The 11,267-nt window shown below is 69.5% G+C and carries 10 protein-coding genes; 9 read left to right on the forward strand and 1 reads right to left on the reverse strand.

Annotated elements, in window-relative coordinates; genetic code table 11:
• The first annotated feature begins 6 nt into the window (after positions 1-6).
• The 8 genes from ACZ7IB_RS43590 (at position 7) to ACZ7IB_RS43625 (ending at position 10,300) form a co-directional block, all read left to right on the forward strand.
• Positions 7-1,482, forward strand: a complete 1,476-nt coding sequence (locus ACZ7IB_RS43590; protein ID WP_470920504.1) for an amidohydrolase family protein — start codon at positions 7-9, stop codon at positions 1,480-1,482.
• Positions 1,479-2,591, forward strand: coding sequence for a M20 family metallopeptidase (locus ACZ7IB_RS43595; protein WP_470920505.1), 1,113 nt, complete (start codon positions 1,479-1,481; stop codon positions 2,589-2,591). The genes ACZ7IB_RS43590 and ACZ7IB_RS43595 overlap by 4 nt, the downstream gene beginning before the upstream one ends.
• Before the next feature lie 85 nt (positions 2,592-2,676).
• A complete protein-coding gene (locus tag ACZ7IB_RS43600; protein WP_470920507.1) occupies positions 2,677-3,573 on the forward strand; it encodes a GNAT family N-acetyltransferase in 897 nt (298 codons plus the stop codon).
• Positions 3,570-4,673, forward strand: a complete 1,104-nt coding sequence (menC, locus tag ACZ7IB_RS43605) for an o-succinylbenzoate synthase (protein WP_470920508.1) — start codon at positions 3,570-3,572, stop codon at positions 4,671-4,673. The genes ACZ7IB_RS43600 and menC overlap by 4 nt, the downstream gene beginning before the upstream one ends.
• Positions 4,674-4,815: 142 nt before the next feature.
• Positions 4,816-6,459 (forward strand): helix-turn-helix domain-containing protein, encoded by a 1,644-nt coding sequence (locus tag ACZ7IB_RS43610; RefSeq protein ID WP_470920510.1) that lies wholly within the window; start codon positions 4,816-4,818, stop codon positions 6,457-6,459.
• Positions 6,460-6,544: 85 nt separating this feature from the next.
• Positions 6,545-7,801, forward strand: coding sequence for an MFS transporter (locus ACZ7IB_RS43615; RefSeq protein WP_393702738.1), 1,257 nt, complete (start codon positions 6,545-6,547; stop codon positions 7,799-7,801).
• A 73-nt stretch (positions 7,802-7,874) separates the two neighbouring features.
• Positions 7,875-8,768: a serine hydrolase gene (locus ACZ7IB_RS43620; protein ID WP_470920513.1), complete on the forward strand. Its 894-nt coding sequence runs from the start codon at positions 7,875-7,877 to the stop codon at positions 8,766-8,768.
• Positions 8,769-8,908: 140 nt separating this feature from the next.
• Complete coding sequence (locus ACZ7IB_RS43625) at positions 8,909-10,300, forward strand: serine hydrolase domain-containing protein (RefSeq protein ID WP_470920514.1); 1,392 nt, start codon at positions 8,909-8,911, stop codon at positions 10,298-10,300.
• Between the two features lie 79 nt (positions 10,301-10,379).
• Here the strand turns inward: ACZ7IB_RS43625 and ACZ7IB_RS43630 are convergent, their stop codons facing one another.
• Positions 10,380-10,703: a DUF6415 family natural product biosynthesis protein gene (locus tag ACZ7IB_RS43630; RefSeq protein WP_470920516.1), complete on the reverse strand. Its 324-nt coding sequence runs from the start codon at positions 10,701-10,703 to the stop codon at positions 10,380-10,382.
• A gap of 134 nt (positions 10,704-10,837) precedes the next feature.
• Between ACZ7IB_RS43630 and ACZ7IB_RS43635 the strand changes: the two genes are divergently transcribed.
• Positions 10,838-11,267 (forward strand): ISAzo13-like element transposase-related protein (locus ACZ7IB_RS43635; RefSeq protein ID WP_470920518.1); only part of this gene is annotated, 430 nt, incomplete at its 3' end.

The raw sequence follows: 11,267 nt of genomic DNA on the forward strand, positions 1-11,267 counted from the left end.
GAAAGCATGCAGACACTTTTGCGTGGTGGCCGTGTCATTGATCCGGGAACAGGGTTCGACGGCATCGCCGACGTCCTCGTGTCCGACGGCGTGGTCAGCGCCGTCGCCGCAGGGCTCGACGCGCCACCGGGATGCGCGGTCGTCGACGTCACGGGTTTGGTCGTCGGTCCGGGGTTCGTCGACCTGCACAGCCATGTGCACTCCATCGCGGGGCAGCGGCTGCAGGCCATGGACGGCGTGACGACGGCCCTCGACCTGGAAGCGGGCCTCATGCCCATCGGACGTGCGTACGCCGAGGCCGCCGCGGACGGACGACCGCTGCACTACGGCTTCTCCGCCTCGTGGGGTGGTGCTCGGGCCCAGGTGCTCGCTGGCATCCAGCCCGACGCACAGATCGGGAGCGGCCTCGCGGTGCTGGGAAACCGCGCATGGCAGCGCTCCTCCACCGATCGTGAACTCGCCGAGTGGCTGGCCCTGATCGAGGGTGAGCTGAGCGCCGGAGCGCTCGGCATCGGAGTCCTCCTCGGGTACGCGCCCCACAGTGAGCCTGCCGAGTTCCTTGCTGTCGCCCGGCTTGCCGCGAAGGCCGGCGTGCCGACGTACACCCACGTCCGCGAGCTGGTCGAGGTGGATCCCGGAACTCCCGCAGACGGCTCCGAGGAGATCGTCATCGCCGCGGCCGAGACCGGAGCAGCGATGCACCATTGCCACGTCAACAGCACTTCGGGCCACCACATCGACCGGGTACTCGGTGCGTTGGACGGTTCACGGCGGTCGGGATCTCGGGTGACGGTCGAGGCCTACCCGTACGGGGCCGGCAGCACGGCGATCGGAGCGGCCTTCCTCGATGCCGAACGCCTGCGTATGAAGGGCCTGTCCCCGTCGAGTGTCGTGATGCTCGAATCGGGGGAGCGCATCGCCGACGAGGGGCGCCTGCGGCAGTTGCGGAACAGCGACCCCGGGGCGCCCTGCATTCTGGAGTTCCTCGACGAGGGCAACCCGCGCGAGCTCGCGATGTTGCACCAGGCGCTGGCCTTCCCGGACGCGATTGTCGCCAGTGACGCGATGCCCGTCTTCTGGCCCGACGGCAGCAACGACAGCACCGAGTGGCCACTGCCGCCCGGGGGAACGACGCACCCGCGCACCGCGGGAACGTTCACCAAGACGTTGCGCGTGATGGTGCGGGAGAGCGGTGCCTGGGACTGGCCGGAGGCGTTCCGGCGGTGTGCCCACCTGCCGGCGCGGGTCCTCGACGAGGTGGCGCCGGGCGCTCGGGCGAAGGGACACCTCGGGGTCGGCGCGGACGCCGACATCGTCGTACTCGACCCCGTGGCGATCAACGATTGCGCGACCTACTTCGGCCCCACGCGGCCGTCTGTGGGCGTGCGGCACTTGTTTGTCGGTGGTGTCCCGGTGGTCAGTGCGGGGGAGTTGCAGGTCGACGCGCTTCCCGGACAGCCGCTGCGAGGTGAGCCGCGATGATGGCGACGCGCGCCGAGGTGGCGGTGGAGGCCCTCGTCGCGGACATCGAGACCCTGGTGCGGTGCGAGTCGCCGTCGTCCGATCACGAAGCCGTCGCCCGCAGCGCAGACGTCGTGGCGGCACTGGGGCGCAGGCTGCTGGACACGGAACCGGATCGCGTGGTGATCGACGGGTGCACGCACCTGAGGTGGCGGTTCGGCGAGGCGCCGCGTGTGCTGCTGCTCGGACACCACGACACGGTGTGGCCCACCGGATCGCTGGAGACACACCCGTATTCCGTCCGGGACGGAGTGCTGCGCGGGCCGGGCTGCTTCGACATGAAGGCGGGTGTCGTGATGGCGCTGCACGCCGGCGCTGCCGCCGGGAACCGGTCGGGTCTTTCGATCCTGGTCACCGGTGACGAGGAGATCGGCTCGCCGTCGTCGCGGCGGCTGATCGAGGAAGAGGCTCGCGGCTGCGACGCGGTGTTCGTGTTGGAGGCATCGGCAGGCGGCGGAGCGTTGAAGTGCCGCCGCAAAGGCGCCTCCCTGTACCGGATCGAAGTGGACGGCCGGGCCGCGCACGCCGGGCTCGAACCGGAGAAGGGGGTGAACGCCGGGGTGGAGGCGGCGCACCAGATCCTCGCAGTCGCGGCACTGGCCGACGCCGAGCGGGGCACGACCGTCGTGCCGACGGTCCTCTCCGCCGGCACCACGACCAACACGGTTCCCGCAGGCGCCGGCGTGGCGGTCGACGTACGTGTGTGGGACGAGGCGGAGCAGCGGCGGGTCGACCGGGCCGTGCGGGACCTCCGCCCCGTACTCGAGGGCTCGCGGATCCGCATCTCGGGTGGCATCAGCCGCCCGCCGCTGCAGGCGGACGCGTCGTCGAGGCTGTTCGGCCTCGCTGCAACGATCGCTGCCGAACTTGGCCTCGGAGCTCTTACCGCCGCCGCTGTCGGTGGCGCCTCGGACGGGAACTTCACCGCCGGCCTCGGGATCCCCACCCTCGACGGCCTCGGCGGCGTGGGCGGCGGTGCGCACGCGGACGACGAACACGTCGTCGTAGCCGAACTGCCACGGCGCACCGCCCTGCTCACCGCCCTGATCGACGCCGTGCTGGCGAAGTGAACTCTGTGTGCTACGACGAACGCGGCGGACAACCCTGGTGCGGCACCACGGTGACCCGCCCGGTAAGCCCGGAAAGGAAAGTCCCGTGAGAGATCTTGCGACATATGAGTCAGGTCTGGTTTCCCCGGCCGTGAGCGCGGCCGCGCTGGCCGCCGCGACCGCTGCTGCCGTCGCCTCACGTGTGGAAATCCGGGACCTGACCGAGGTGTCCGACCTGACCGATGTCTGCCGGCTCTTCGCATCGATCTGGCAACCGGGCACTGGTGCCCAACCGGTGACGACAGAGCTGTTGCGGGCGATGGCCGCGGCGGGGAACTATGTCGCGGGCGCGTACGAAGGGGAGGAGCTGCTGGGAGCCTGCCTCGGCTTCTTCGGCAGCCCGGCCAAGGCGAGCCTGCACAGCCACATCGCCGGCGTGGCGCCGCGGGGGCTCGGGAGGGGGATCGGATTCGCCCTCAAACTGCACCAGCGCGCCTGGGCGTTGTGCCAGGACGTCTCGCTGGTCACCTGGACGTTCGATCCCCTGGTGCGGCGGAACGCGTATTTCAACCTGGTCAAACTCGGCGCCGGCCCGGCGCGCTACCTGCCCGACTTCTACGGGCCGATGCGCGACGGCATCAACGGCGCCGGTGACACCGACCGGCTGATGGTCCGTTGGGAGCTTTCCGGCCCGGCGGCGTCCGCCGCTTCGCTCGGTGAGGCTGCCCGAGTCGAAGTAGCCGCGCTGCGAGAGCGCGGTGCGGCCTCTGCCCTGTCGGTCGCACCTGACGGGGGACCGCTGACCGCAGTGGCCGACGGGCCGGTCGTGCTGGTCGCCGTGCCGCCCGACATCGAGACACTCCGGCGCACGGACCCGGATCAGGGCCAGGCGTGGCGCGTCGCGCTGCGGGAGGTGTTGGGAGGCCTGATGGCGGAGGAAGCCAGGGTCATCGGATTCGATCGTGCCGGTTGGTACGTGGTCTCAAGGGAGAAGTCGTCATGAAGCCCAGTGGTGTGGAACTTCTGCGTGTCCAGATGCCTTTGGTGGCACCGTTCCGGACGTCGTTCGGTACGCAGAACGTACGGGAACTGCTGCTCATACGAGTCGTGACAACGAACGGCGAGGGTTGGGGCGAGTGCGTCACGATGGGAGAGCCGCTCTACTCTTCGGAGTACGTCGACGGGGCCGAGCACGTGCTGCGGAACTTCCTGGTCCCGGCCCTGATGGAGGGCGAGGTCACCGCGAGCCGAGTCGCGCCCCGCCTGGCCAGGTTCAAGGGTCACCGGATGGCGAAGGCCGCACTCGAAATGGCCGTGCTCGACGCTGAACTCCGATCACACGACCTGTCCTTCGCCACCGCGCTCGGGTCCACCCGGGACTCCGTGCCCTGTGGGGTTTCGGTCGGCATCATGGACTCCGTCCCACAACTCCTGGACGTCGTAGGCGGCTATCTCGACGCCGGCTACGTGCGGATCAAGCTGAAGATCGAACCCGGTTGGGACGTCGAGCCGGTGCGAGCGGTGAGGGAGCGCTTCGGCGACGATGTGCTGCTGCAGGTCGACGCCAACACGGCGTACACGCTGTCCGACGTGTCCCAGCTCGCCCGACTGGATCCCTTCGAGCTCCTCCTCATCGAGCAGCCCCTGGACGAGGAGGACCTCCTGGGCCACGCCGAGCTGGCCCGTCGTATCCGTACGCCGATCTGCCTCGACGAGTCGATCGTGTCCGCCCGTTCCGCTGCCGACGCGATCACGCTGGGTGCCTGTCGCATCGTGAACATCAAGCCCGGCCGGGTCGGTGGTTACCTTGAGGCACGGCGGGTGCACGACGTCTGCGCCGCCCACGGGATCCCCGTGTGGTGCGGTGGCATGATCGAGACCGGGCTTGGACGGGCGGCGAACGTCGCGCTCGCCTCGCTGCCCGGGTTCACCCTGCCCGGCGACACCTCGGCGTCGGACCGGTTCTACCGGACCGACATCACGGAACCGTTCGTCCTGAAGGACGGACACCTGAGCGTGCCCCAGGGGCCGGGCCTCGGCGTCACCCCGATTCCCGACCTGCTGGCGGAGGTCACGACCTCGACGGTGTGGCTCGGTTCGTAGCACGCGACGAACTCGCCGTGAAATCCGGTCGGATCGGACCAACAGGTTCCGGTGCGGTCGGAGTTACCTTTGGGCGGTGCTGACACCGACGTCTGGCAAGCCACACACAAGCCTGGCGCGCGTTCTCGAGGACCTGGGGAACGTGTTGCTGGAGTCGATAGCCGGCGGCGGGGGCACGCGCCGGCAGCTGAGCGGCGTAGTCATCCACGACCCGCTCGACGAGGCGCAGTTCCCCGCCCAGGCCGTCGTCCTGGGGGTGGGCTTCCACGAACCGGACGACGTGGTCCGCCTCCTGTACGAACTCGGCCGCAAGGGCGCTGCGGCGCTCGTCGTCCGGTCACCCTTCACCGCGACCGTGGAAATCCGGCGGGCCGCCGACGAGTCCGGCGTCGCACTGCTCGGACTCACCCGAGGCGCCTCGTGGGCGCAGGTCGCCGCCATGCTCCGCACCCTGCTCGTCGAGGGAGACATCGGCGACATCTCACCGCAGACGCTGGGCGGCATGCCGTCGGGCGACCTGTTCGCGCTGGCCAACGCCGTGGCCGCGCTGTTGGACGCGCCGGTCACCATCGAGGACCGCAGCTCACGGGTGCTTGCCTTCTCCGGCCGCCAGGACGAGGCCGACCAGTCCCGAGTGGAGACGATCCTGGGCCGCCAGGTACCGGAACGGTTCACGCTTGGCCTGGCGCGCAACGGCGTCTTCGAGCGTCTCCATCGCGGCCATACACCTGTGTACGTCGATCCGCTCCACGACGAGACGATGACCGTTCCCCGGGTGGCGCTGGCGGTGCGGGCCGGCGACGAGATCCTCGGCTCGATCTGGGCGGCGGTGCCCGGGCCCTTGTCCGAAGAGCGGACGCAGGCGCTGATCGACGCCGGCAAGCTCGTCGCGCTCCACATGTTGCGTCTGCGTGCGGGCGCCGATGTCGAACGCCGCCTGCGCGCCGACCTGGTGAGCACCGCCCTCGAAGGCGGCTCGGGGGCACCGGAGGCGATTGCGCGGCTCGGGCTGGTGGGGCAGCCCGCGATCGTGCTGGCACTGGGTCTGTTCGGTGGTTCGGACGCCGATCCGTCGACGGAGGACGGTCTGCGCCGGGTCGCGGATCGCCAGCGGGTCGCGGACGCGCTGGCCATGCACCTGAGTGCGGTCCAGGCGCGCTCGGCCGTGGCGCTGGTGGGCGACGTGGCCTACGGCATCGTGCCGATGCCGGGAGGCCGGGCGGACTGCCAGGAGCGGTCGATCCGCGTCGCGTCGACCTTCCTGGAGCGCACCGGGCAGCGCGTGGACGCGGCGATCGGCATCGGCCCGCCCGCACTCGACGGCTCCGGACTCAGCCGCTCGCGCGACGGCGCGGACCGGGCGCTGCGGGTGCTGCTCGCCAACGAGGGCGCCCGGCGGGTGGCCACGGCGGAGGACGTCCACGTCGACGCGCTCATGCTGGACCTCGCCGATCTGGCCGCCGCGCGCGGCGACGTGGCGACCGGGCCCGTCGCCCGCCTGCTCGACTACGACGCCCGGCACCAGTCGCAACTCGTCCACACGCTGTCGTGCTGGCTGGACGCCTTCGGCGACGTGGCCGCCGCGTCCGCCGCGGCGTACGTGCACCCCAACACCTTCCGGTACCGACTGCGACGGGTCGCAGAGGTCGGTGAGATCAACCTCGACGACCCTGGCGAGCGGTTCGCGGCGATGCTGCAACTCCGGCTCCACACGCCCGGCACCATGAGCAGAAGCCGAACGCCGCAACGAGTCAACATTCGTCCGCACCGCCCGAACACCACCTGAAGGTTTGTGGAACTCCACGAATCCGCTGCGTCTCCTGATGTCCAGGATGGGCCATCACCCCCGACGCAGCGGTACGGAGGCAACCATGACCGCGGTGGTCACCGAGGACACCTGGACACCTGAGCGGGTCAACCGGACAGCAACGATCACGATGGTGGTCATGCTGTGCGCCTGGTCGATCGACTACATCGACCGGTTCTCCATCAGCATGGCTCTGCCGTCGATCGGAGAGGAGTTCCATCTCGGCAAGACCGCGCAGGGCTCGCTGGTCACCGTCTTCGCGCTGGTCTACATGATCTGCCAGATACCGGCTGGCTACCTGGCCGATCGGTATGGCTCCCGCAAACCAATGCTGATCACGCTCGTGCTGTGGTCGCTGTTCACCGCTTTGACCGGAATGGCCGGCACCTTCGGTCTGCTCCTGCTGTTCCGTGGCCTGTTCGGTGCTTGTCAGGGAGCCTTTCCGGCGGCGTCGTTCAAAGCCATCGCGGAACGGACGACACCGCAGAGACGCGGAACCGCCACCAGCGTGATGTTGTCCGCCAGTGGGATCGCCGGCCTTGCACCCCTGCTCGTCGCCCCACTGCTGACAGCCATCGGCTGGAGGCACACCTTCCTCTGGATGGCGGGTTGTGGCGCGGCCATCGGCATCGGGCTGTGGGCGCTCCTGCCCAAGGCGTTGCCGGACCGGCTCAGCCGGCTCCCGCAAACGGCGGTGACGACGCCCGAAGTCTCGCGTGCGCAAGTGCTGAAGTCCCCGGCCGTGTGGAAGTTCGCGGTGCTGTTCTGCGCGATGAACATGCTCAGCTACGGCCTGGTCACCTGGGTGCCCAGCTATCTGCTCGAGGCCAGACACCTGTCGCTGAACGCGACCGGCGTGCTGTCGGCGATCCCGAGTCTGGTGGGCTTCACGACGACCATCTTCGGCGGCTGGCTGTTCGACCGGTACTTCCATGACAAGGCCAGGTGGTACCTGGTGTCCATCGCGACGGTGACCTCGGTCCTGCTCGCCCTGATGGTGTCGGCGGGCAGCGCGGCGACATTCACGGTCTACGAGACATTGGCCGTCGGAGTGTTCGGGATGGCGACGATGTGCGTCTTCGGCCTTCCGCTGCGGGTGCTTCCCACGGCGGTGGCCGGACTCGGTGCCGGGATGACGAACTTCGGCGGCCAGGTCGCCGGAGTCATCGCGCCGCTGGCGATGGGCTGGCTGGCGGACGCGTTCTCCTACACCGCGGCGTTCGGCTTCCTGATCGGCACCACGCTGCTCACCGCGTTGATCGCGTTCTGGGTCCCGCAGCGCGCCGAACAGTTCAACTTCCCGCCGACCGGCACCAAGTAGCCGGCCGGCGCACCAGCAAACAGATCCGGTCCGGACAGAAAGTCCGCACCGGACAGACAGAAGGGATCACCCCATGGTCACCGAATCGGAACTGATCGCGACAATCACCGCCCGAGCGGCGGAAGTCGGCGTCCGCGTCTGGCTGCACGCGGCCGATCTGGACGGCCCGCGACAGATGGGTATCGACGCCGAGGAGCCGGTGGTCACCGCGTCCGTGTTCAAGGTTCCCGTGGCAGTGGAGCTTGCCCGGCAGGCGGCCGACGGTGAATTCGACCTCGCCGAGCGGATCGCGGTGGCACCGGGACATCCGACCGCCAGCCCGTACGGCCTTGCGACGTTCCGCCACGACGTCACGATGTCCTGGTACGACCTGGCCGTCCTGATGATCGGCATCAGCGACAACGTCGCCACGGACCTGATCCTCGGGAAGGTGGGAAAGGCCGCGGTCGCCAAGACGCTGCGGCGGCTCGGCCTCCCGCACACGGCCGTCCCCCACGACTGCGGGGAGCTGTTGCGCACGATCGGCGAGGATCTCGGGATCGACTACCAGGACGACGAACGGATCCTGGCCGCGTTGCCGGCCGAACAACTCGCCAGGCTGCGTGCGTTGACACCCGAAGAGACCTGCCGGACCACCGCCGCGGAAAGCACCCGGTTGCTGGGCCTGATCTGGCGAGACGAAGCAGCGCCCGCGGCGGCGTGCGCCGACGTCCGGCGCTGGCTGGAACTGCAGCTGTGGCCGCACCGGCTGCGCTCCGGCTTCGCGGACGACGACGTCAGGATCAGCGGCAAGACCGGAACGCTGCCCTCGCTGCGCAACGAGATCGGGGTGGTGGAGTACCCGGACGGCGGCCGGTACGCAGTCGGTGTCTTCACCAGGGCCGTCGACGCCCGATCGAGAGTTCCCGAGCGTGACGCCTTCATCGGGTTCGCCGCCGCCCGGGCGGTGGACTGGCTTCGGCGGTAACCCATACCGGCGGCCGGGTGTTTCGTCGGCCGCGATGAAGGTTCCGCCAGTTCTCGTCGTTTCTCACGAATCGGCCACGCGCGCGTAGGTCGTACCCTCCCGGAATCACCCGTTCTCCCTCGCAGAGACAAGAGGTGCACATGCCCGAACTCAATGAACTCTGTAGCTGGTTGGAAAGTCGCCTTCCCGAGTTGCTGGCCGAGTACAAGGTGCCGGCCGCATCGATCGCCGTATACGCACACGGCGAGGTGATCGACCGCGCGGCCGGGGTACTGAACAAGGACACCGGCGTCGAGGCCACTGCGGACTCCGTCTTCCAGATCGGTTCGATCACCAAGGTCTGGACGACCACGCTGGCGATGCAGCTCGTCGACGAAGGCGCGCTCGACATCGACGCGCCGGTCCGGGCGTACCTGCCCGGATTCGCCGTCGGTGACGAGACAGCATCCGCGAAGATCACCGTCCGTCAGCTGATGTGCCACACCTCCGGTTTCGAGGGCGACATCTTCCTCGACACCGGACGCGGCGACGACGCGGTGCACAAGCTCGTCACCCTCCTCGCCGGCGTGCCCCAGTTGTTCGCGCCGGGCGAGATGTTCTCGTACAACAACGCCGCCTTCTGTGTGCTCGGACGCATCGTCGAGGTGCTGCGCGGCAAGTCCTACGACGACTGCCTGCGCGACCACCTGTTCACGCCACTGGGGCTGACCCACGCCGCCCCCAGCCCGTACGAGGCTGTCAGGTTCCGTGCCGCGTCGGGGCACCTCTCGCCGGAGCAGGGTGCCGAGCCGCAGCCCGCGCAGGCCTGGGCACTGCCCCGGTCGAACGCGCCCGCAGGATCGATGCTGGCGATGCGAGCGCGGGACCTGCTGACGTTCGCGCGGATGCATCTCGACGGGGGCAGGGGGCCCGATGGGACGGCGGTGCTCACGCCGGAGAGCGCGCTCGCCATGCGGCACCGCGAGGTGGACCTGCTGGATCTCGGTCTGATGGGCGACGCCTGGGGACTTGGCTGGTCGCTCTTCGACTGGCCGGGCGGCGCGGTGGTCGGCCACGACGGCGGCACGCTCGGCCAGTCCGCCTTCCTGCGGGTGGTTCCCGACCACGACATCGCGGTGGCACTGCTGACCAACGGCGGCAACCCGCTCCCGCTGTACGTCGAACTCGTCGGCCGAGTGCTGCGCGAGCTGGCCGGAGTGGAAATGCCGGCGCTCCCGGTGCCGGACGCCAACGCCCCACGCGTCGAGACGGCGAGGTTCGTGGGCGAGTACTCGTCGTCCGTCAGTGACACCGTGGTCAGCGAGGACGCCGACGGCCGGCTGTGGGTCCAGCGGAACCCGAAGGGGGTGTTTGTCGAGCTCGACGGCGGTCCGTCGGAAAGGATCGAACTGGTCGCGTACGACGGCGACAAGCTGATCCCGGCCGAGCCGCAGCACGGCATGCACATGGTGCACGCGTTCGTCGGTGACGACGGGAACGGGCGGGCGCAGTTCCTGCACACCGGCCGGGCCGATCGGCGGGTGAGCCGGTGAACGCCATCGCTCGAAGAGATCGAAGCCGCCCGCACGCCCGCTGGCGGCTGGAAGCGTGAAACGAGCCGTCCACGGGGGTTCAAGGCGCGGCCGTGGCCGCGGGGCGCTGGGTTTCCTCTGCGCGGTCGAGCGCTTGGTGCAGGGCTTTGACGAGCCGGGCCCTGGACTGAACGAGCACGAGCCGGCCTCCGGGTGGCTGGCGGCAGTCGAGGCGTCGTCGGGCCTCGTCGCAGGTGATCCGCCCGAGCATCGCCGCTGGGATGGACGGGGAGAGGTCTGTGCACGCCGTGTTGACGTCCTCCAGGAGCATGCGTGCGTAGCCGATGAGTTGGAGGGCAATCTGGTCGAGATCGGCCGGTGGCGGAGTGGTGCCATCGCCCCGCCACCGGAGCACCGTTTCCACGAGGTGTTCATGAGGCTCCCGGTCCAGTGGGATCTCGGCGTCGAGGATGGCTTCTGGGTCGTGGACGACGCTGCCGTAGCGGGGCCGTCGATTTTCTACGGGTTGCTTCCGAGCCTTCGGATCGTTGATGTGGTATGGGGCGTTTCGATGAGTTGATCGGTCCGTTGCGGGCGAAGCTGGAGGTGGTGACGCCGCATCTGGACGAGCGTCAGCGTCGGTTGTTGTACGGGGCGGAGGCCCGGATACTCGGTCACGGTGGGATCGCCGCCGTCGCGAAGGCGGCAGGAGTCTCCAAGGGCTGCGTCTCCCGTGGGCTGGCCGAGCTGGAGGAGGATCCCGCGCCACACGGCCGTACCCGCCGGGCCGGCGCGGGCCGTCCGGCCGCGGCCGAGAAGGATCCGGGGCTGCGGGCCGCACTACTGGCCCTGGTCGAGGACAGTACCCAGGGTGATCCCATACGGCCGCTGACGTGGACGACGAAGTCGCTGCGCCACCTGGCGGGTGAACTGGCCGCCCAGGGCCACGCGGTGGGCCGGGATACCATCGCCGCGCTGCTCAAGCAGG

Source organism: Streptomyces sp. NPDC037301 (assembly GCF_055602785.1).

Coding starts and splice junctions, on each gene's coding strand:
- ACZ7IB_RS43590 (WP_470920504.1), top strand. CDS start 7: ATGCAGACACTTTTGCGTGGTGGCCGTGTCATTGATCCGGGAACAGGG.
- ACZ7IB_RS43595 (WP_470920505.1), top strand. CDS start 1,479: ATGATGGCGACGCGCGCCGAGGTGGCGGTGGAGGCCCTCGTCGCGGAC.
- menC (WP_470920508.1), top strand. CDS start 3,570: ATGAAGCCCAGTGGTGTGGAACTTCTGCGTGTCCAGATGCCTTTGGTG.
- ACZ7IB_RS43615 (WP_393702738.1), top strand. CDS start 6,545: ATGACCGCGGTGGTCACCGAGGACACCTGGACACCTGAGCGGGTCAAC.
- ACZ7IB_RS43620 (WP_470920513.1), top strand. CDS start 7,875: ATGGTCACCGAATCGGAACTGATCGCGACAATCACCGCCCGAGCGGCG.
- ACZ7IB_RS43625 (WP_470920514.1), top strand. CDS start 8,909: ATGCCCGAACTCAATGAACTCTGTAGCTGGTTGGAAAGTCGCCTTCCC.